This is a genomic window from Singulisphaera chitinilytica (assembly GCF_049331405.1).
GTDB lineage: Bacteria > Planctomycetota > Planctomycetia > Isosphaerales > Isosphaeraceae > PoT.
Genome location: NZ_CP186274.1, coordinates 210808 through 233028, shown reverse-complemented (window position 1 = coordinate 233028; position 22221 = coordinate 210808). Strand labels below are relative to the sequence as shown.

General features: G+C 66.5%; 13 protein-coding genes. 1 reads left to right on the top strand and 12 read right to left on the bottom strand.

The features are described 5' to 3' along the window. Positions 1-19: 19 nt before the first annotated feature. The 3 genes from ACOYYX_RS00810 to ACOYYX_RS00800 all read right to left on the bottom strand — a co-directional run bounded on the left by ACOYYX_RS00810 (position 20) and on the right by ACOYYX_RS00800 (position 5047). On the bottom strand, positions 20-1378 hold the full coding sequence (locus ACOYYX_RS00810; protein WP_422928037.1) for a DUF1552 domain-containing protein: 1359 nt from the start codon (positions 1376-1378) through the stop codon (positions 20-22). Beyond that, positions 1375-3738 carry a DUF1592 domain-containing protein gene (locus tag ACOYYX_RS00805; RefSeq protein ID WP_422928036.1) on the bottom strand — a complete coding sequence of 788 codons (2364 nt, stop codon included), beginning with the start codon at positions 3736-3738 and terminating at the stop codon, positions 1375-1377. The genes ACOYYX_RS00810 and ACOYYX_RS00805 overlap by 4 nt, the downstream gene beginning before the upstream one ends. A gap of 331 nt (positions 3739-4069) precedes the next feature. After that, positions 4070-5047, bottom strand: a complete 978-nt coding sequence (locus ACOYYX_RS00800; RefSeq protein WP_422928035.1) for a thermonuclease family protein — start codon at positions 5045-5047, stop codon at positions 4070-4072. A gap of 399 nt (positions 5048-5446) precedes the next feature. Between ACOYYX_RS00800 and ACOYYX_RS00795 the strand changes: the two genes are divergently transcribed. Next, on the top strand, positions 5447-7390 hold the full coding sequence (locus tag ACOYYX_RS00795; RefSeq protein WP_422928034.1) for a M20/M25/M40 family metallo-hydrolase: 1944 nt from the start codon (positions 5447-5449) through the stop codon (positions 7388-7390). A gap of 105 nt (positions 7391-7495) precedes the next feature. On the opposite strand, the gene ACOYYX_RS00790 is transcribed toward ACOYYX_RS00795, so the two are convergent. The 9 genes from ACOYYX_RS00790 to ACOYYX_RS00750 all read right to left on the bottom strand — a co-directional run bounded on the left by ACOYYX_RS00790 (position 7496) and on the right by ACOYYX_RS00750 (position 22208). Next, complete coding sequence (locus tag ACOYYX_RS00790) at positions 7496-7981, bottom strand: RDD family protein (RefSeq protein ID WP_422928033.1); 486 nt, start codon at positions 7979-7981, stop codon at positions 7496-7498. 189 nt (positions 7982-8170) lie between these two features. Then, the gene (locus ACOYYX_RS00785; RefSeq protein WP_422928032.1) at positions 8171-9154 is read right to left on the bottom strand and encodes a hypothetical protein; all 984 of its coding nucleotides are present in this window, start codon (positions 9152-9154) and stop codon (positions 8171-8173) included. A 131-nt stretch (positions 9155-9285) separates the two neighbouring features. Beyond that, the gene (locus ACOYYX_RS00780) at positions 9286-12669 is read right to left on the bottom strand and encodes an SNF2-related protein (protein WP_422928031.1); all 3384 of its coding nucleotides are present in this window, start codon (positions 12667-12669) and stop codon (positions 9286-9288) included. A 788-nt stretch (positions 12670-13457) separates the two neighbouring features. Then, entirely contained in the window at positions 13458-16025 is a 2568-nt protein-coding gene (gene gyrB / locus ACOYYX_RS00775; RefSeq protein ID WP_422928030.1) for a DNA topoisomerase (ATP-hydrolyzing) subunit B, read from the bottom strand. A gap of 421 nt (positions 16026-16446) precedes the next feature. Further along, on the bottom strand, positions 16447-16977 hold the full coding sequence (locus ACOYYX_RS00770) for a DUF721 domain-containing protein (RefSeq protein ID WP_422928029.1): 531 nt from the start codon (positions 16975-16977) through the stop codon (positions 16447-16449). Positions 16978-17103: 126 nt separating this feature from the next. Beyond that, complete coding sequence (dnaN, locus tag ACOYYX_RS00765; RefSeq protein WP_422928028.1) at positions 17104-18222, bottom strand: DNA polymerase III subunit beta; 1119 nt, start codon at positions 18220-18222, stop codon at positions 17104-17106. Positions 18223-19135: 913 nt separating this feature from the next. Next, complete coding sequence (locus ACOYYX_RS00760) at positions 19136-19399, bottom strand: hypothetical protein (RefSeq protein ID WP_422928027.1); 264 nt, start codon at positions 19397-19399, stop codon at positions 19136-19138. 473 nt (positions 19400-19872) lie between these two features. Further along, positions 19873-21294 (bottom strand): transglutaminase-like domain-containing protein, encoded by a 1422-nt coding sequence (locus tag ACOYYX_RS00755; RefSeq protein ID WP_422928026.1) that lies wholly within the window; start codon positions 21292-21294, stop codon positions 19873-19875. A gap of 242 nt (positions 21295-21536) precedes the next feature. Further along, positions 21537-22208, bottom strand: a complete 672-nt coding sequence (locus ACOYYX_RS00750; protein WP_422928025.1) for a Uma2 family endonuclease — start codon at positions 22206-22208, stop codon at positions 21537-21539. Positions 22209-22221 lie beyond the last annotated feature (13 nt).

Genomic DNA, 22221 nt, shown 5'->3' with positions numbered 1-22221 from the left:
CGCTGCTTCGCGAAAGGCGTCAGGCCAGGTCCTGGAGCACGCCGGTGCTGTCGCCGAGTTCCTTGACGCGGACGTCCATGCGTTCGAGCATGGCGAGCCAGAGGTTGTTGACGGGCGTGTTCCTGGCGTACTTGACGTGGCGGCCGGTCTTGAGGGTGCCGCCCCCCTTGCCCGCCAGGAGGATCGGCAGGTCGTCGTGGTTGTGGCGGTTGCCGTCGCTGTTGCCGCTGCCGTAGGCGATCATGCAGTTGTCGAGCAGCGTCCCTTCCCCTTCGGGGATCGACTTCAGCTTGCCGAGGAAGTAGGCGAACTGCTGCACGTGATAGGTGTTGATCGTGCGGATCTTGGCCTTCTTGTCGGGGTCGTTCCGGTGGTGCGAGAGCTCGTGGTGCCCCTCGTTCACGCCGACCATCCGATACTTCTGCTCGCTCCCCTCGCGGCCGAACATGCACGAGATCACCCGGGTGACGTCCGTCTGGAAGGCGAGGACCATCAGGTCGCACATCAGGCGGAGGTGCTCGTTCAGGTCCGCCGGCGCGTTCTGCGGGCGCGAGGTGCCGCTCGGCGGCGAGACCGGGGGCAGGCTCTCGGCGCGGGCAATCCGCTGTTCGAGCTCCCGGACGCAGGTCAGGTACTGCTCGAGCTTCTGACGGTCGGAGCCGCCGAGGCGACGGTCGAGGCTCTTGGCCTCGCCGAGGACCGCGTCGAGCACGCTGGCCCGGAGCCGGTTGCGCCTGAGGCGGTCGGGGTCGTTGGGCCGATCCGCGAAGAGGCGGTCGAAGACGAGCTTGGGGTCGACCTCCGTCGGCAGCGGCGAGGTCGGCGATCGCCAGGAGATCGTGTGCTCATAGACGCATGAGTAGCCACTGTCGCAGTTGCCGCTCCCCCGATAGCGCTCGATCCCCAACTCGAGCGAGGGGAGTCTCGTCTGCTCACCGACGCGGGAGGCGGCGACCTGGTCCGCCGAGATGCCCGAGCGGAAGTTGGCGCCCGAGGTCTTCCGCGCCTGGCAGCCGGTGAGGAAGGCGGACGAGGCCCGGGCGTGGTCCCCCGCGCCGTCGCCGTTGGGCCTGGCCTTGTCGCAGGCCAGGCCGGTGAGGACGAGCAGGTCCTCGCGCACCGACGCCAAGGGCTCGAGGATCGCCGGCAGGTCGAACGCGGCGCCCTCGGCCTTGGGGGTCCAGTCGGCCATGTTGGCGCCGTTGGGGACGTAGAAGAAGGCCATCCGGCGCGGGGCCGCGGCCTTGGCAACGGCTCCCGCCGCCCCGGTGCCCGCCGCGAAGGCGCGCGGGGTCATCGCGTCCAGGAACGGCAGGGCCACCGTCGTGCCGAGGCCTCGCAGGATCGTGCGCCTCGAGATCCGCCCGTCGCTCGTCATGGCTCTTCCCCCGTCGCCGTTCGCATCTGGAAGGGTTCGCTCTTGACCACCTCGACCACCAAGGTCGTCATCCGGTCGCCGTCCTGATCCATGGCCTTGAGGATCGCGTCGACGGCGCACCGATCATAATATTCGAGCCCGCGCCCCATGGCATACGTGAGCATCTTCTCGGCCAGGCATCGGCGGAAGCCCTCTTTCTCGGCCCGAAGCAGGGTCTTCAGCTCGGAAGGCCCCTGGAACGAGCGGCCATCGGGCAGGACGCCCGCGGGGTCGATCGAGAACGCCCCGTCCTTCTCGCGCCAGGCGCCCACGGCGTCGTAGTTCTCAAACGCGAAGCCGATCGGGTCCATTCGCCGGTGGCACGAGGCGCAGAGGGCGTTCTCGCGATGCTGCTCCATCACCTTGCGCAAGGAGCCGCTGAGCCGCTTTTCCTCGTCGAGGGTCGGCACGTCGGGGGGCGGCGGAGGGGGCGGCGTGCCGAGAATCTGGTCGAGCACCCACTTCCCTCGCTTGACGGGAGAGGTCCGCGTCGGGTTCGACGTCAGCGTGAGCACGCTCGCCTGCGTCAGGATGCCGCCCCGGTTGGGGGGCAGGCTGACGCGGCGGAACTCCTTGCCCTTGACCCCGTCGATGCCGTAGAGCTTCGCGAGGGGCTCGTTGACGAAGCTGAAGTCGGCGTCGAGGAAGTCGAGGATGCTGCGGTTCTCGCGGAGGATCGCCTCGAAGAAGAGCTCGGTCTCGCGGACCATCGCCGTGCGCAGCTCGTCGTTGAAGCCCGGGAACTCCTTGGGATCCGGGACGACATAGGCGAGCTTGCGGGTCGTGAGCCACTGGCCGGAGAAGTTGCTGACGAAGGCGGCCGACTTCGGGTCGAGGAGCATCCGCTTGACCTGCTTATCTAGCTCCTGCCTCAGCTTCCCCTGGCCCGCCAGGTCGATCAGCTCGTCGTCCGGCATGCTGCTCCAGAGGAAGTACGAGAGCCGCGTGGCCAGGGCGTACTCGTCGACCGGGTACGCATTCCCGGGCTTGGCCCCGGCCGGGTCGAACTCGACGCGGAAGAGAAACGCCGGCCAGACGAGAACTCCCTGGAGGGCGAGCCGGACGGAGCCTTCGAACTTCTCGCCTTCCTTGGTGGCGCGGTCGTAGAGGGCGAGCAGGCGCTCGACTTCCTCGGGCTTGACCGGGCGCCGGAAGGCTTTGGTGGCGAACCGGCCTATAATCTCCCGTGCGCCCTCTCGCGGCGCGAGCCCTTCGCGATGGGCGAGGATCCGTCGATGCGTCTCCGGCAAGACCGGCGGGGGCTGGTTGTAAGGCCCGTCCACCGAGATCGAGCGCATGAAGAGCAGGCGGCGATACTTCTCGGGCCCCTCGACGCCCGGATCCTTGTATGGGTTCACGAAGGCGACGTTGAGATGCCCCGTGCGCCCACGGCCGCGCACGTTGACCTCGACGGTCTCGGGGTTGCGGCGATCGCCATGGACCTCGAATTCCTTGATGACCTCCCCCTCGAACCGGATCTGCCCCCGGACCGGCTCGTCGTCCTTCTGCTGGCCGAAGACTTGGACTTGGACGAGGTAATCGCCTTCTTCCAGGAACGTCTCGGACCCGAATGCGCCTCGGGAGTGGAGGACGTCGCCGAAGCCTCGCCGGTTCTCCCCGACCCTCGGGCTGTAGCGCACATCCAGGCGGGCCTTCGAAGGCTTCGTCGGCTCGGCGACGACGATGGCCTTATCCATGATCGACTCGGCGGCGGCGAGGTACTTCTCCAGCAACAATGGGGAGAGCGAGAGGACGTCGCCGATGTTGTCGAACCCGTAGCCTATGTCGTCGTTCGGGAAGTCGTCGGCCGGCTTGAAGTCGAGGCCGACGAGGTCCCGGATCGTGTTGTTGTATTCTTCGCGGTTGAGCCGGCGGATGGTCACGCGGCCCGGGTTGCGTAGATTGGTGCAATCGAACTGCGCCAGGGCCGTCTCGATGGCCCGGAGTGCGGGCTCGACCTCGGCGGGATCAGGGCGCTCGTGCTTCTTGTCCTTCGGCGGCATCTCGCCGGTACGGACCATCTCCAGAACGTTTTCCCAGATCTCCCGGTCTTCCTGGATGGTCTTCTCGTCGAACTTGCGGTCGAGCGTCAGGTCGGCGTTCTGTTTCTTGGGCCCGTGGCAGGAAACGCAGTGCTTGGCCAGGAACGGCGCGGCGTTTTTGGCAAACCCTTCGGTCGCCTCTCGGGCGGCGAGCGCCTTGTCTGCCGAGGAGGATGTGCTGGCGACGGCCACGAGGGCATCGGCGCCCGGGGCCTCTCCCCCGACAAGGGAGCTGGCCGTGAGGATCAGCGTGCCGAACAGAAGTTTGCGCAGCTTCACTCGATCTTATCCTCGCTGACCTTATGGAGATCGTTGGCTCGGTCAAGCCAAGCCGCTTGGATGGTTTCGTGCGTTGCGTCTGCGGGAAGGTGAGGCCGGATGCGTCTGGCGAATCTAACCCCAATCGGCCGGGGAGGCAAATTATCGAACCGCCGGGGGCGATGGATTCATCCCTCCAGATATCGGCTCTCTTTACTTTAGCGTCGTTTCTCGGCGGATTAACCCAAGATCCACGCAAATCGATGCCCCTACAGCATCGGGGCGATGCGTAGACGCTTCGATCGCGCGGACCTGGCAGGATTTCAGGTGGGCGGAAGACCTCAGCCGAACGTCACCAGCCGGGCCGATTGACGGGCACGAAGTAGCCGTACACGGCGCCACCGCCGTAGGGTCCATAGCCGCCGTAGTTAGGTAAGCCGTAGGCGTAGGGATAGCCCGTGAAGTAGTTCCACATGCCCGCGTAGGGACCGGGATAATACCTGGCGCCGGTGGAGAAGCTAGGGTTCAGCATCCCCGGGTAGCCATTGCGCGAGTTCGGATTCAGCATCGGTCCGTAGTAGCCGGTGTCGCTGTTGAGGTAGTTGGCCTGAACCTCGCCCATCTGCATATTCCACCGGGTGCGGGCCGCGTTCTGATAGACGTAGTTTTCCCAAACCTGGGCCGGCAAGACGACGTTCGGGGACACCTGGACCGGGTTCCGCATCCCCTGGACACGTTCTTGCGGGATGAACACGTCCTCCACCTCGTCCTTGTCATTATTCAAATCGTCGTCCGCTTTCGCGACCTCAACCGGCTTGGGCTCAACCGCCTCCTTCACCGCGACCTGAGGCTTGATCGCCTGCGGAGGCTCGAGACCTTCCCAGAGCCCGAGCCCCAGCCTCTTCGCCTCGGTTTCCAGGGACACGAGCTTGCTGAACTCGGGGAACGCGACCTGCTCCCGGACGAAGGCGGCCCCCGACCTGACCAGCAGGGCGTTCAGGCAGAACAGATCGTCCTGGCGGTAGAGCATGACGAGCGGCCGGCCATTGAGTTCTCCTCGACGCTCCATCCAGACGTCCGTGCTCGGCGGGAGCCACGACTCGAGTTGGTTCGGATCCCCTTTGCCCGCGAGGTGTGCGTCCTTCCGGGCGTCGTCAGTTTCGGGCGTCCCGACCCCCAGCAGGCTCACCCAGAGCATCGGGTTGTCGGCCGCGTCGACGATCACGGTGTCGGAGGCGACGACCCTGATGACCGCGACCTTCTCCCAATTCGCTTTCGGGGCTTGATTTACGATCGCCAGGCTTATCAAGAGAGTGGACAGGGCATTCATGGCCGGATGCTCCTTACGACTTCGAGAAAAGCAGGGCGATCGGGACTCAAGCCCGGCGACGCCCATGACATATCTTGTCGGCATTTAGTGGATTATTGTATCCCTGTGCAAAATTACAACAGGCGACTCCCAGATCCCGGCAAGTTTCGTTCCCCGATCCGCCCCCTTCCCCGTGGCCGGGCGCGACGATTCGTCGTTTGATCAGATCCTGGCGCGACCTGAATCATCAAGGGATCGTCATAAATTGTCGGGACGGCTTCTGGACGGGACCGATCCTGGGCGAGTAATCTTTGGAAATGTTTTGCCCGACCCGGGCCGGTTATCGCTAGCCTGGGTGGTCGAGACACGAACGACGCGGTGTTTGCCAGGGATTCACTTCGGAGCGGAGCCTTTTCATCCATGCCCCAGCCTTTCGCGACCAAGGCAGCGGCCTTATTGCTGACCATGTCCCTGCCGTTGTCCTTATCGCTCGTCGGCCACGCGTATGCGCAGCAGCCGGCCGCCACGGTCGAGCCCCCGGCCAAGGACAAAGATAAGGAAAAGCCGAAAGAAGAGCCCAAGCCCGAAGAGGCCAAGAAGGAATCCAAGCCCGAGGAGAAGAAGGAAGCCAAGCCGAGCGAGCGTGACCCGATCGATCGGATCAAGGAAGAGGGGCTCAAGCATTCGCAGGTGATGACGACCCTGAGCTACCTGACCGACGTGATCGGCCCGAGGCTCACGGGTTCGCCGGGGATGAAGCGGGCGAACGAGTGGACCCGGGGCAAGCTGGGCGAGTGGGGCCTGGAGAATGCCCACCTCGAGTCGTGGGGCCCCTTCGGGCGAGGCTGGACCCTCAAGCGGTTCTCGGCCCAGGTCGTCGAGCCGCAATGCATCCCGCTGATCGCCTTCTCCAAGGCCTGGTCGCCGGGGACCGACGGCCCGCTCGTCGCCCAGGTTGTGTACCTCAACGCCCAGAACGAGGCGGACCTGGCCAAGCACAAGGGCAAGCTGAAGGGGGCGATCGTCCTGACCAGCCGGCCGAGGAATCTCGCCGCCCGGTTCGAACCCCTGGCGACTCGACTCTCCGACAAGGAACTGCTTGACCTGGCCGACGCCCCCGAGCCCGGGACGCGGCGACGCCCGCCCGCGAATCAGGGTGGGCCCGGAGCCCCGAACGCGACGAACGCCCCCGCCAACGGCCAGCCCGCCTCCGCCGAGAACCGCGATGAGCCATCGAGGCCCCGGCCGAATGGCGGGGCGATGGAGTTCGCCCGCAAGCGGCTCCAGTTCCTGATTGATGAAGGGGCTGCTCTCCTGATCGACCCGAGCACGAACGGCGACGGCGGGACCCTCTTCGTCTCGTCCGCGTCGGTGCCCAATCCCGGCGGAACCCCCAAGCCCGGAGCCAAGCGTATCTCGGCCTGGGACAAGGACGTCCCCAAAATCCCCCCGCAAATCGTCGTGGCGAGCGAGCATTACAACCGACTCGTCCGCATGATCGAGCAAGGGGAGTCGATCAAGGTCTCGGTCGACCTCGGCGTCGAGTTCCACGGCGATGACTTGATGGCGTACAACACGGTCGCCGAGATCCCCGGGACAGACCTCAAGGATCAGGTCGTGATGCTGGGAGGCCACCTCGACTCCTGGCACAGCGGCACGGGAGCGACCGACAACGCGGCCGGCGTGGCGGTCAGCATGGAGGCGGTCCGGATCCTCAAGACCCTCGACCTCAAGCCGCGCAGGACGATCCGGATCGGTCTCTGGAGCGGCGAGGAGCAAGGCCTGCACGGCTCGCGGGCCTTCGTCACGCAGCACTTCGGCAAAGCCCCGAGCCTCCCCGACATGGGCGGCCCACGGCCGTCGACCCCCGAGGAAGGCAAGGCCTCGAGCGAGTCGAGCCAGCAGACCAAGGCCGAGTTCGACGGCTTCTCGGCTTATTTCAACCTCGACAACGGCTCGGGCAAGATCCGGGGGGTCTACCTCCAGGGGAACGAGGCCGCCCGGCCGATCTTCCGCAAGTGGCTCCAGCCCTTCCGCGAGATGGGCGCGGCAACGCTCTCCATCTCCAACACCGGCGGTACCGACCACCTCTCGTTCGACGGGATCGGCCTGCCCGGCTTCCAGTTCATCCAGGATGAGATCGAGTACGACACGAGGACCCACCACTCGAACCAGGACGTCTACGACCGGCTCCAGGCCGACGACATGAAGCAGGCGTCGGTCATCATGGCGGCCTTCGTGTATAACACCGCCATGCTCGACGAGAAGTTCCCGAGGAAGCCCCAGCCCGAGACCAAGCCGGCCCCGCCGGCCGCCACGCCCCCCGCGACCCCTGCCGCAGCAGGTGCAGGCGGCGGATTCTGATCCGGAAACCATGAATGTCGGGAAGGCGAAGCCGCTTCCGCTTCGCCTTCCCGGCGCTTTCTCTTCGTGGCTGACGCGTCCCTGCCTCTCCCCAAAACGCGAATCTCAGCGGCGTTCCCGGCGCTGCTTCTCGCGCATGTACTTGCGGAAGTTCTTCTGAGTCGGCGTCAGGCCGACGGGCCTGAGATCCTCGACGTCGAGGTCGAGCCACTCGTCGTAGAAGGTGCGCCTGCGGGTCACGACGGCCTGGAGCGCGTAGAACATCCCGAAGAGGAAGCCGGTCGAAACGGCCTTGGCGACCTCGCGGATGATCCCGTTCGCGATGCCGGGGGGGTCGCCGCCATGATCCTGGACTCGCAGGAAGGTGATGAATTTCCCGGGGCTCGTCCCCGTCAGGCCGGTGATCACGCCCAGGATCACCGCGGGGGCCAGCAGCGAGATGCCCCAGATGGCCATGCTCAGGTGCATGCGGACCTCGTCGGGGACCTGGCTCCCCAGCCGGAGCAAGATATGCTTCACGGCGAACATCGTGGGGAAGAGGATGATCGCGTAGTCGATCACATAGGCGGCGATCCGCTTGAGCGGGTACATGAGCGACCATCCTTGTGGCATCGAGTCATGTTCGCTGAGAACGCAGCAACACCCGAAGCCTCCCTTATTGGGAGGCACGAGTATTGTTCGCAAACATCGGGGATCGATGCAACAGATTTGCAAGGGACCCCGGATTGGACGGGGCCCCGCGCCTTGCCGCGACGTCGGGGGAGGAGGCTCCCTCGATGCTCAGCGTGATTTGAGCCGCTTGAAGGTCAGAGTGTCTTCCTGGGTGGAATCGCCCGAGGTGACGGTCCTGGACTGGTTGGCCTCCTCGAGCCAGCCGGTTTTCACGTCGATGACGAACTCGCCCCGGTCGTCCACGGAGAAGGCCCCCAGCGACTTGGCGTCGGGCGCGTCCTTCCGACCTAGCTTCTCGCCCATCTCCTTCAGGGACTTGAGGATGACGCGCCTGGCCACCTCGGGGTCGACGGTCTGAGTCATGGAGACCTTCGCCCGGCCGGTCTTTGCGTCGTAGGATTCGAGGGCGATCCGGCCTCGGCAAGGGATCGGGGCACCATTCAGCGGGCTGGGCAATTCCTGGTCGTACTCGACGGGCTGGGCCTGGTCGTAGGATCGGCCGATGGCGGCGAGGAAGATCCGGGGCTCGTGCGTGAAGGCCTGCTCGATGCGCTCCTTGGTGGAGAACATCGAGCCCACGGCCACACGCAACTTCTCGGCCGTCGCCCTGTCCATCCCCTTGACCAGCTTCGGGTCCGTCATGGTCGAGATCATCTTCTCCGACGTGGCCTTCAGCTCCTTCCAGTTGCGCACGCCGATGATCGACGCGTTCTCATCCAGCTCGATCTTGATCTTCAGGCTGTCGATGAGCCGGGAGAACTGGACGGCGAACGGGTCCTTCGCCGCAATGGGGTCGTCGGTCTTCGTGCCGGAGAGGGACCACTGGAGGAGGTAGCCCTTCTCGCTCGCCTCGAGGACCTTCAATTCGAGCCGGCTGCGCCCGGCACCCTTCGAGGCCACCTTGCCCTTCTGGAGCTTGGTTCGCCCTTTCACGCGTTCATACGTGCGCGTCTCGCCGACCTTCCAGGAGATCTTGGCATCGACGACAGCCGGCTTGTCGGCGGACCGGGCCGCCGTGGTCGCGACGAGGGACGCGGCGGTGATCAGCAGGGCGCAGAGTCTCGCCTTCGGGTTCGATAGCTTCGCGGTCATCGTGCGCAGGCTCCTCGGATCGGAGGGGGGACGTCCGGTCGCCGCGGGGCAACGCGCCCTCGGGCGTCGGGATCCGTCGGGCGTTCAAGGCGCAAGCATCTTTGACCTCGACGAGATGCGATCACATCGCGTCAGGTCAGCAGGAACTCGAGGTCGTCGCGCGAGAGGTTCTGGATCAGCCGGTTGTCGGCGTTGAGGATGGCGTCGGCGAGCTCCCGCTTCTTCTGCTGGAGCTCCAGGATCTTCTCCTCGACCGTATCGCGGCAGACGAGGCGGTAGGCGAAGACGCGCTGGGTCTGGCCGATCCGGTGGGAGCGGTCGATCGCCTGGGCTTCGACGGCCGGGTTCCACCAGGGGTCGAGGAGGTAGACGTAGTCGGCGGCGGTCAGGTTCAGGCCGAGGCCGCCGGCCTTGAGGCTGATTAGGAAGAGGTGGCAATCGGCGTCGTTCTGGAACTTCTCGACCCGCTCGGCGCGATTGCGGGTCCGGCCGTCGAGGTACTCGTAGCGGATCTTCTCCGCGTCGAGCCGCTCGCGGACGATCGCCAGGAAGCTCGTGAACTGCGAGAAGACGAGGACCTTGTGCCCTTCCTCGATGATCTCCGAGAGCTGGGGCAGCAGCATGTCGAGCTTGGCGCTGGGCTCGGCCATCCGGGTCGGATCGATGAGGCCGGGGTGGCAGGCCGCCTGGCGGAGCCGCAAGAGGGCCTCGAGGACCTCGATCTTGGAGCGGTTGAGCTCGGCCGAGTCCTTGCGCAAGAGGGCCTGGCGGTAGTGTGCCTTCAGCTCCTCGTAGGTCTTGCGCTGCTCGGGCTCCATGTCGCAATGCAGGGTCTGCTCGGTCTTCTCGGGGAGGTCCTGGACGACCTGCGACTTGGTCCTCCGCAGGATGAACGGCTTGAGCGACTTGGCCAGCATGGAGCGGTCGCCGTCGGCGTGCCGCTTGAAGACGGAGCCCGCGCCGAGCATGCCGGGGTTGAGGAACTCGAAGATCGACCAGAGCTCGCCGATGTGGTTCTCGATGGGAGTTCCGCTCATCGCCAGGCGATGCCGGCCCTTGAGCAGGCGGGCGGCCTTGGCGGCCTGGCTGTCGGCGTTCTTAATCGCCTGCGCCTCGTCGAGGATGATGTAGTCGAACGAGAATTGGGCGAGCTCGCCGATGTCGGTCCGCAAGGTGCCGTAGGTGGTGATCACCAGGTCGTGGTCGCGGAACGTCTCCCGCAAGCCGTGCCGTGCCGGCCCCGTGTAGTCGAGGACGCGAAGCCTCGGCGTGAACTTCTCGGCCTCCTGGATCCAGTTGAAGACGAGCGAGCGGGGCACGATCGCCAGCGAAGGGGCCTTGGCCAGGCGGCGGGCGCGTCGCTTCTGGAGCATGGCGAGGACCTGGATCGTCTTACCCAGGCCCATGTCGTCGGCGAGGATGCCGCCGAAGTCGAACTTCTGGAGGTAGTCGAGCCAGCCGAGCCCTTCGCGCTGATAGGGCCGGAGCTCGCCGTGGAAGCCGGCGGGGGCGTCGGCCGGCTGGACGCCGTCGAACTTGTGGAGGCTCTCGCGGACCTTCTGGAAGGCGGCGTCGACGCGGATCTCGGGCTGATTGGCGAGCAAGGCGTCGAGCAGGCCGGCCTGCGCCTGGCCGAAGCGGACGTGCCCGTCCTCGGAGGTGCCGAGCTCGGCGATCAGGCCGTATTTCTTGAGCCATTCCTCGGGCATCATGCCCATCGAGCCGTCGCCGAGGGTGACCATGGTGTCGCCTCGCCTGGCGGCGGCGAGGAGGTCGGGCAGGCTCAGGCTCTGGCCGCCGTAGTCGACCTGGCCGCCGAGCTCGAACCAGTCGATCCCGGTGGTCACGGCCAGCTTGAACTCGCCGACGGGGCGGATCAGCTTGCCCTCGGCCTCGACCCGCCAGCCGGCCATGACGAGGTCTCGGGTCACCTGCGCCATGCGCTTCGGCGGCAGCTCCATCGTGCCGGGCTCGGCCCGAGGGTCCTTCGACTCGCGGAATCCGAGCTCGAACAGGAGGATGTCGGCCTGGGACTCGGCCTTGGGGTCGCGACGGATGACCAGGCCGAACTCGGTCGAGACGGCCAGGGGCGTCGTCCGACCGGCGGGGATCAGGGCCCCGTTGTAGTCGAATTCGAGCTCGGCGTGCAGCCGGTCCGACCCCGGGCCCCAGTTCTGCCTCGGCGTGCGCAGGGTGAGGCAAGGGCGAGGCGTGGTGTCGATCTCTTCGAAGAGGATCGTCTCGACCAGCTCGGACGGCGGGACGCGCGACTCGGCCAGGATGCGCCCGAGCATGATGTCCTGCTGCGGCTCGGCGAAGACGATTTCCTTCTCATGCCGGAGCCTGACGATCCAGGGCAAGACGCCGATGTCGTCGAACCTCGCGGCGCGACCGACCCCCTGGATGACGAGGCCGGGGACGAGCACGAGGGGCTCGGCCAGGTCCATGCGATCTCCCCGCCCCTCGCTCCTGCGGAGCGAGCCGCGCCAGGACCAGCGCTTGCCGCCGAGTTCCGGCCGGATTTCGAGCGAGAACCGCCAGGGGGTGCCGTCGTCCCAGCGCATGGTCGGCGGGTCTTCCTCGCCGTCGGAGCGTCGCAGGCGGAGCCGGCCGCTCTTGGCGAGCTTCTCGACGATCATCCCCTGGTTGTGCCGGAGGATATACCGCCGCGTCCCCATCGATTCGATCGGCCCTGCGCCCGGGGGTAGGGTGCCATTGGTCGCGAGGGTCATGGCCTGGACTTCGTCCAGGAGCGCGAGGAGGTCGCGATCCTCGGGGTCGTACTTCGCGTGCGGGGTGCCCGGGGCGTGCCACCAGGGCTTGAGCGGGCCCCAGTCGCCGCTAGGCCTGCGCTGGCGGCGGGCGAGGTCGATGACGATCTGGTTATGGGCGAGGGTCGAGGGAACATCGAGGATGTAGACGAGGAGTCGCTTCGAGTTCCGGTTGACGGGCTTGGCCCTGGCGGCCCCGCCGCCGTGGGCAATCTTGCCGCCGCCGTTGGTCCAGCGCGGCTGACCGGGCGGGCCGCCCGGGCCGGGGCGGCCCGGCCGCTCCTTGCCCCTCTGCCGGCCGGCCTGCTGACGCTGGGCGCCCCCTTGCGGGTGCCCCGAACCCGGCCCCTGGCCGACGCCGGGAGGCCCCTGGCCTTCCATCCCATTGGGGACGGCACCGTTCTCGGGGCTCACCGGCCTGCGCGGGAGGTCGCTGACCAGCTTCATGGGGCGCGTGGGGGAGGCCTGCAGCAGGTTCCGCGCATCGGCCATCAGGATCGTGGCCCAGATGTGCTTGCACGGGTCGCCGAAGGGGGTGAAGTAGGGGCACGAGCAGGAGACGTGGAGCTTGCTCCCCCGCGTCCTCAGCCGGACCCGATACTTCGTCGTCCCCCTCACCCTGGCAATCACCTCGCCGGTGGTCGCCGAGGTCACGGCGACCCGCCCCTTGGCGAAGTACGATTGCCCGCGCGAGCGGACCGCGTCGATAAAGACTCGCGATAATTTCTGGGCGATCCCCATCATCCCTTCCCACTGCGGATGGGCTCAACCGAACCGAACCAAATCCCAAACCGATCCGATGCCACGGACAGGCAACCTCCGGGGCAACCTACCCTTCGCGGCACCGACCCGACGATCTCGAGCCCTGTCGATCCCCGCCCCGGCCCAATCCTTAGCCGGGCCCCCGACCGTCCGCGACGTCGGCGACTGGCTTCAAACTTCAGGGCAACCCCGGCGAGTCTCGCGAGGCGAGGGCCGCCGGCCGGGACGACCGCTCGGGTCTCGATCCAATCCATCTCAAATCGTTCTGATTCAGGAACGAACGCACCACCAGCCCGCATGTGGGTCGAGCGACGAGACCGGCCCCTCGCACGGCGTCGGGGAAGGCTCCGGCTTCGGTTGTGTCCCCTCGCAAGATGGCCTAAGCCGTCGAGACGACTCGGCGCCTTCGCGAGCGATTCGCTTTCCCCAAAAATCCTGGACCGACGAGGACAACGTTCGCGCCGGCCCTTGCCGCCATGGGCGGCCCGGGGCGAAGGCCCTCGCCTCACCTAAACGTGAAGACTCGATGATCCCGATCTCGGCGACGGCCCCGGCTTCGGGAGCCAAAGGCGAAGGCTCCCCGACCAGGACCGGCCGTCGACGGGGGGATGGGCACGCCCCCCGCCCCTCTGCTGCAAACCCTCAAGAAAAAGGCACTCTGGCAACGATGATCGGTGGGCACTTCCACCCTACAGGAAAGGACCGGGCGACGACAAGCACCACGGCAGGTTCTCAAGCCCGGGAGGATCCGATTACGCGGCCAATCCCGCTCAGACGTCGAGGTTCTTGACCTCCAGGGCGTGCTTCTCGATGAACTCGCGACGGGGCTCGACGTCATCCCCCATCAGGGTCGTGAACAGGTCATTGGCGGCCGCCGCGTCGTCGAGCTGGACTTGCAGCAGGGTCCGACGGGTCGGATCCATGGTCGTCTCCCAGAGTTGCTCGGCGTCCATCTCCCCCAGCCCTTTGAACCGGGTGATCTTGATCCCGCGCTCGCCGAGGTGGCGGACCGTCGGGGAGAGGCTGCGCAGATCCGAGAGCGAATGCGTGTCGCCGTCGCGATGCAGGATGTAACGAGGAGGAGGCTCATCCCCCACGACCTCGACGGGCAAGAGGACCTCGGCCCGAGAGCCGAACTCGTCCCGGAGCCGGGCCAGGTGCTTGTTCAGGGAGATGACCTCGAGCAGGTCTTCCACCTTGGCTCGCAACTCATGGGCCACTTCGGCCGAGGGCGACTCGCCGTCGACGGAATCGGCTCCGGCCCCGGCGGGCGACTGGGACTCCTCGTATTCTTCGGCCACCGACTCGGGATACTGTTGCCGGAATGCGATCAGGTCGTCGTCATTATAAAGCGGGGTCTCGACCCCTTGCACGATCCCGAGCCGGACGGGGAGTTGCCCGGTCTCGGGATGGGCCATGGCGAGGAGGTCGCGGAGCGGCCGGTTCCGCCTGCCGAAGACCTTGAGCCCGACCTCGAGGGCGTTGGCCAGGTCCAGCAGGGCCCGGAGCCGATCGCCGACGATCCACTGCGACTCATCCTCGACCTGATACGGCTGCAGCCGCGAGTTGGCCAGCCCCGTCTCGATGAGGATGTTCTGCATCTCGGACTCGGCCTGGACGTAGCGCCGGTCTTTCTTGCGGTTCTCGACCATGTAGAGCGGCGGCTGGGCGACGTACAGGTGGCCCTCGGCGACGAGCCTGGGCATCTGGCGATAGAAGAAGGTCATCAGCAGGGTGCGGATGTGCGAGCCGTCCACGTCGGCGTCGCTCATCATCACGACCTTGCCGTAGCGCCTCTTCGACGGGTCTTCTTCCTCGCCGATGCCGTTGCCGACGGCCGTGATGATGTTGCGGACCTCTTCGTTGCCGAGGACGCGGTCGAGCCTGGCCCGTTCGACGTTGAGGATCTTGCCTCGGAGCGGGAGGATCGCCTGATAGAGGCGGTCGCGTCCCCCTTCGGCCGTGCCACCGGCCGAATCACCCTCGACGAGGAAGAGTTCGCTCGAATCCTGGTCGTGCGTGGTGCAATCCATCAGCTTGCCGGGCAATCCGCCGCCGGAGAGGACCCCCTTGCGGTTGCGGACGAGCTCTCGGGCCTTGCGGGCCGCCTCGCGGGCCTCGGCCGCGAGCAGGGCCTTGGCGATCACCTTCTTGGCCGCCGCCGGGTTGGTCTCGAGGAACTCGGCCAGCTTCTCGTTGATGACCTTGGCGACGATCCCTTCGACCTCGCTGTTGCCGAGCTTGGTCTTGGTCTGCCCCTCGAACTGGGGGTCGGGCACGCGCACGCTGATGATCGCGGTGAGGCCTTCCTTGAAGTCCTCGCCGTTGAGCGACAGGTCTTTATTCTTCGCGGGCGCGGCACCCTTGGCGTAGGTGTTCAGCGTCCGCGTGAGAGCGGTCCGGAACCCGGTCAGGTGGGTTCCCCCCTCGACGGTATTGATGTTGTTGCAATACGAGACGACCGACTCGCTGATCGATTCGTTGTACTGCAAAGCGACTTCGACTTCAACCGCCCGCTCCTCATCTTTGCCCGAAAGCACCACGGGCGGATGCAAGGCGGATTGGGCCCGGTTCAAATAGGCGACGAACTCGCTCAGGCCTCCGGCCGAGAAGAACTCCTGATCCTTGCGCTCCTCGCCGCGCTCGTCGGTCAGGCGGATCGCGATCCCCTTATTCAGGAAGGCGAGCTCGCGGAGGCGCTTCTCGAGGATATCGTATTCGAACTCGATGTTGGGGAAGATCGTGTTGTCGGGCAGGAACCGGATGCGTGTGCCGCTGGCCTTGGCCGTGCCGCTGGCCCGGACGGGGCCTTGCGCCTCCCCCTTCTCGTACTTCTGGCGCCAGACCTGGCCGTCGCGATGGACCTCGGCCTCGAGCCATTCCGAGAGGGCATTGACGACGGTCACGCCGACGCCGTGCAACCCGCCCGACACCTTGTACGTGTCGTGGTCGAACTTACCGCCGGCGTGCGGCTTGGTCAGCACGATCTCGAGCGTGCTCTTGCCCGTGAACTGGGGGTGGGGGCCGACCGGGATGCCTCGGCCGTCGTCGACGATCGAGACCGAGCCGTCGACGTTCACCGTGACGTGGATGTGGCGGCAGTAGCCGGCCATCGCCTCGTCGATCGAGTTGTCGACGACCTCGTAGACGAGGTGGTGCAGGCCTCGGAGCGTAGTGTCGCCGATGTACATGCCGGGGCGTTTGCGGATCGCCTCGATCCCCTCGAGGACGCGGATGTTGGCCTCGGTATAGGCCGCCGCCCCTTCGCCGTTGGCCGCGGCGAGTTCGGGCGCTTCGGGGGACTCGATCGCGGCTCCGTCGCTCTTGCTCAAATTCATCGCGGGTTCACCTCGGTCATACCAAGTAAGAAGACGAGCCCCGACCAACTTCGATCGCCCTCGACGGCCTCGGCTGGCATTGCATCCAATGCCCTGGCCGTTGCCCTCGCGGCGACCCTCACACCATCCCTCGGATTCAAAGACCTGATTCGATTCGCATGTCTGGGTCTGTCATCTCAAGCGGGAATCCGCCCGCGCTTCATGCCGGAGGCCCTGGATGGCCCCTCGGCCGCCGACCCCCGTCGACCTTGCCCCAGCTCGACTCCGCGCGACCCGGGACCGGGCCGGGAGGAGCGTGGGAGAAAGGCATCCGGCCTGCGGAGAATCCTGGCCGCCGCAGAGAGGGTGCCCGCCGGGTTGGATCGTCGCCCGGCCGCCCGGCCTGACGGCCTCGGCCCGGCTCACGGACAGCACGGCTGGGTCATGGCTCATCCCCGTCGCTTCGGGACCGCCGCTTGCCCTTCCCCGACGCCGGCTTCGACCTGGGCTTCGTCGCGCCTGGGGCGGATGCGGGGGGGTCGGCCGGGGGGGTGATGGGACCGACTCGGAAACGGATATCATGAATGAGAGTCCCCGGGGCGTTCTGCCTCAGGGCCGAGAGCAGTGCAGGTTTCTGAAAGGCTGCCAGCTCTTCCAGGAGTGCCGAGTGCGCGACCGTCACATGCAAGATGCCGCGACGCACTTCGCCGACCCGCGTGTGGCGGCTGGCCGCTTCCCCGGCCGCCGCGTTCCAGGCGTCTTCCAGCTCTTTCTGCGCGCGGAGCCGTCCCAGGCCCCTCAGGGCGAAGAGGTCGCCCAGGATATCACCCAGCGGCTTGGGACCTCGATATCGCGATGAGCCCGCCGCGTCGGACGAATCCGCGTTATTCCGATGTCGAGTTTCGTTCCGCCCCTGGCCTCGGCCCGAGGGTCGGGCGGAATCCGACCCACCGGCCGGTCGCTCGGCGCTCACAACGTGAACGTCTCTTCATGATATCGCAATCCCCTCGTCTCCGCAACGGGGATCGCGCAGGGTCGTAGGCGCCGCGCCGAGGTTGCAATTCGGCCTGGCGGGACGGGCGCATCGGTCAACGAACGATCAACGGTCACGGGTCAAGGGCATCACCACGTAGGTGTACCGGTCGTCGGTCTTGAAGACGGCCGCGTTCTTGGAGTCGATGAGCTCGGCGACGATCGAGATGGAGTCGTCGAGGGTCTTGAGCGCATCGGTCAGGTAGCGCGGGTCGAAGGTGATGTCGACCGGCTTCCCATCATACGCGATGGGGAGGTCGACGTGCGAGCTACCGACGTCGGCGGCCTGGCTCGTGAGCTTGAGCACGCCGCTTGAGAACTGGAAGTCGACCCCGCGGCTCTCCTCGCTGGTGACGATGGAGGCCTGCTCGACGGCCTGGCGGAGGGGCCCGGTCTCGAGCGGGATCTTGACCTCGACGTGGCTCGGGAAGACGTCCTGGTAGCGGGGGAAGCGCCCCTCGACCAGGCGGCTGTAGATGATGGCCCGCTCGGTGCGGACGAGGACGGCGGCCCCTCCCTGGATGGCCAGGTGGACGGGCGGATCGTCGTCGCTGAGGTTGCGCTCGATGAGTTTGAGGGCCTTGACCGGGATGACGGGGCTGCCGGCGGGCGCCGGGGCGTCGTTCTCCGACTCGGCCGAGGCCACCATCCGAGCCAGGCGACGCCCGTCGGTGCCGACCATCGTGATCGAGTCGTCCGAGAGCTCCACGAGGACGCCGCCGAGGGCGTAGCGGGTGCTCTCCACGTCGGTGGCGAAGATCGTCCGGCGGATGAGCCTCCGCAGGTCGGCGGCCTGGATGACGTGGTAGCTGGGGGCCGCGAAGTCGGGGACTTCGGGGTAGAGGCTGGGATCCTCGGACGGCAGGGTGAACTCGGAGTGGATGCCGCGGACGACGAGGCGGTCCTCATCGGCCTCGATGGCGAGCTCCGAGTCGTTGCTGGTCCGGAGGATGGAGCCGATCCGCTGGGTCGGCAGGATCACGGAGCCGGGCCGCTCGACCTTCATGCCGAGCACCCGGTGGCGGATCCCCACCTCGAGGTCGGTCCCCATCAGGACCGAGCCCTCGTCGGCGTCGGCCACCAGCTTCACATTCTGCAGGATGGGCTTGGGGCTTCGCGCCGGGACGACACCACTGACCATCCCGAATGCGGCAAGCAATCCTTCGCGATTGCACAAGGCCTTCATGCGTGTTCCTCGTCGGCCTTTCCTGCTGCAGGAATATCGCGGGCCTTTGGGTGAGTGTGTCTGCCTTCTCCCTTAAGAGAAAGGAGAGATAACTCAACCTTCGTCTTCATCGAAAGCCAGGCTCGTCGCCGTTGATAACCGAGCCGGTCTTCCGAGAAACCCATGATAGCAAACAACTTAACCGAATACAACCAACCTTGTTCACCGGGGGAAAACCTGTCGACAGCGCCGTCGCGCCGGCCGGCATGGGCCGCCGTCCCGGATCTCGGTGTCGTGGGCGTAAACCGGGGGTTGTGGAGAACACTCCATCATCCCACGGAGGACTGACCGGTTATCAACAGCTTTTCCCCCGGAGAGTGTCGACGGTTCGGGGGCCGTTTCCCCAGGATAATCGGAATTTTCGGAGCGGCGACGAGGCCGCCTGGCGGGGGAAAATGGAGGTGCAGAGGGCGGGATTCGCCCGGGAATGCCCTTGGATTCGGGGGAGTTGGCCCCTTAGTCGGGGATTCAAGCCCGGCCCAGGGCTTGGCCATCCCACGCCCCGCCTGGCCTTCACGGACGGCCCAGGAGGACGACACAGCCTCCGACGTTTTCCCCCGCAACGGAGTTCAAACGCATGAGGGGCGGGGTTGCGAGGTTGGTGACTCGAGCGAATTCGTCTTACGCAGGATCCACCCTTACGCCCGAGAACACTCTACGCAGTCGCCCGCTCAGCTTTGGCGGAAACACACGTAAGATATTCTTCCGAGATGCGTAAGAGGTCTGCGAGCTATGGCCTGAGGATACGAGAGGCCGCCGCGACCTGCCGCGACCTTCAGGGGCGACGAGGCTCGGCGGGGGGCACGCAATGGCTTGGCGTCATCATGGCGATGACATGGGGAGGCGTTCCCTCGGGAAGGGGCCTCGCGAGGGATCAGATGGGGGCGATGATCTCGAGGACGAAGAACCGCAGCTCGGGCTCGTCGGCGGCGTATCGGCTGGCCTGATGCTCGGCCTCGACCCGGTGCACGAACCGCTCGGCGAAGAGCGGATGCTTGACCGCCCGGAGCGAGAGCCCATGCGGGGTGGGCTCCTCGGCGTCCACGCCCTCGGGCTTCCCCGAGGCGAGCTGCTCGGGCCCGATGAAGTAGAGCGGCTTCGTGGCGTCGGCGACTTGGATGACGTAGGAGGAAAGCATGTCCGATGATCCGTTGTCCATCCGCATGGTCGTGCGCGCACCCAGCAGGACGGTCACGACTCGACGCAGAAATAACCTTGATATGAGGACACGACGAGACGATGGATTCTCTCCGCCGAATCGCCCGATTCGACGGGATAAGGCCGCAGCAATCGCGGCCTGGCACGCTCGCGGCCGAGGCACGCCAGTTATGGTTGTCATCGATGTGTCGTCGGACAATACGGGTTTAACGAGAATGGACTGGAGTGGGGGTCTGTCATAAGGGCATCAAAAAAAGCTTGGGCAGTCCTTCCTTCGTGTTGATTTTTGTCATCCCGACGTCAGGCCTTGGACCGGACCTGGGCGCCGCCGGATCACCATCCCGGAGGTCTGGAAATAGCTCGGGGCGCCGCCGACCTTTGAGTGAGGTCGGCGGCGCCCCGGTTTGATTGGGAACGTTGGAACGGTCATTGAGTCGCGATGCGGCCCGAGGGTCAACGCCCGGTGAAGAAGGCGCCTTCGGGGTTGCGGGATAGGCTCCGGGAGGAGAGGGGCACCTCGCGGACGTGCCAGCCCTGGCGGATCTTGGGTCGTGAGGCGGAGCCGTCCCCCTGGACCCAGACGAGCAGGCCGCCGTTGACGCAGAAGACCGGCTGGGGGCCGAAGAGGACCGAGTCGACGACGAGGTCCGGGTCGAGGTGGAGCGTGAGGAAGTCCCCCTCGTCGCGCCCGAAGTAGCGGAGGCCTTCGCGGGAGCGGTCGTGGAGGATGGCCGAGGCGAGGTCGGCCGGGACCCAGCCGACGCCGTCGGCGTAGAACTCGGCCTTCACGTGGGCCTGGTAGTATTCGCCGCGGCCCCCCTGCGCCGACATCGCCCAGCGCCCGACGAGGATGCGGGCGGGGATCCCCTGGGCACGCAGCGCCGAGGCGAAGACGATCGAGAGGCCGCCGCAGTCCGACTTGCCCGCCGCGCAGATGTGGGAGGCCCGCCGGTCCATCCGATCCGTGAACTCGTAGGAGAATCCCTGCTTGATGGCCTGGAAGACGCGCCTGGCGTAATCGACCTGGCCCTCCTGCGGATCTCGGCGGAGCGATTGGGAGTCGAGCCACTTGCGGAAGCCGGGGGAATCGAAGTCGTACGTCTTGCTCTGCACGAGGGCCGCCCGGCGCTCCTCGGGCCTGGGGGGGTTGGGCTCGGTCCCCTGCTCTCCCGCGTCGCGGAGGGCGAGCCGCCGTGACATCAGGGTGGCGCGATACTCGGCCTTGGCGGAGATCTGGTAGCGCTGCTCCCAGCCGTCGGCCGGGACGAGGGCCGTGAGCATCGATCGATGGGTCGGGCTCATCTCCTGCGAGGGCGTCCCACGCGGCTCGAGCAGGTTTTGCACGCCCGTCTGCCCGGGCAGTTCGGGGGCCGCGGGGGCGACGACCACCCACTGGCTCGCGGAGATCGACGGGAACTTCATCTCGTAGTCGAGCGTGGCCTCGATCGTCTTGGCCGGCTGCACGCGTAAGACGTAGCGCGAGTTGCCGCCGTCCTGCGGGGCGATCCTGGGCGTAGTCGGGAAGGCGGGCCGCATCACGGTCCGCCTGGTGGCGTCGCCGGCGGGGGCGATCACCACGCGGATGCGTGAGGCCTGCCGCGTCTCCGGGTCGTAGTAGGCCGTCACCTGCTGCTCGGGGGCCAGGGTCTCGAGGGTCCCGGACCCTTGCCCCACGACGACGGTCTTCGCGTCGACCTTCAGGATCTGTTTGCCCTTCGGGTTCTGTGGGAGGATCGTGACCGTCCCGCCGGCCTTGTCGACCGACACGATCTTGCCGCTCATGACCGTGATAGGGGCTGCGCCCAGCAGGGACGGGGCGAGGATCGCGAGGACGAGCCGAGGGAGGGCCGCGAAACGACGAGAGGTGGCCGACATTGGGGATCTCCATCCAGAGTGGCGCGTCGCAGATCCGTCGCGACTCCGGGCGACGGCCCCTGTGGCATGTCCGCGACTCCTCCGTCGATCGGCCGACCCGAATGCGACTCCTGATCGCAAATGGCTCGTTTGCACGCCGACGAGGCGCGGACTCCGGAATGACCGGGATATCCTGATTAGAGCATAGACGCGGAACGATCGCGAATAGCCCGAGAATGGTTCGATCCGTCGCGAGCCGACCGTCAGCCTCGCCTGGGCGCCAGCTCGGTGCGGACCCAAAGGCGGAGCCGTCGCTCCCAGCGGTTGTCCGGCTCCGCCTCGCCCGTCTGGAGCCAGGGGAGCACCTCCGCGGCCGGGAGGAACGGGAAGGAGCGGCTGGCGGGGGTCGGCTCGTAGCGTCCCTCGGGGTCGAGGCTGAGGAATTCCAGGACCCCTCGCTTCAGCCAGTAGACCCAGACCTCGGGGATGCCCAACTCCTGGCAAATCGCCAGCGATTTGGCCGGGTCGTGCGTGACGACCACCTCGATGGCCAGGTCGGGCGGCGGGTTGATGGCGAGGTCGATGCTCCCCTCGACCTCGCGCACATCCGGCTCATGCGCGAGGTAGTACGTCTTGTCGGCCACGATCCCGCTGTCGCGATCGGGGCGGCGGTAGAGGGTCGTGGCGGTGGCCTGGTAGTCGATGTCGAGCTCGGCGCAGATGGCCTTGATCAGGCCATCGAGGCGCTCGGCGCCACGCTCGTGGGCTCGTGAAGGAGACACAAGCGTCAGGCTCCCCCGGCGATACTTGATGAGAGGACTGCGTCGATCCGCCACCAGATCCAGGAAGCGATCGATCCCGCCGGGGCCGACGTCGAGATGAGTCACCATGTCGATCGTGGCCTCGGAGACGATCTCCGCGCTCGGCGTGCTCATTGGCGAACCTCCC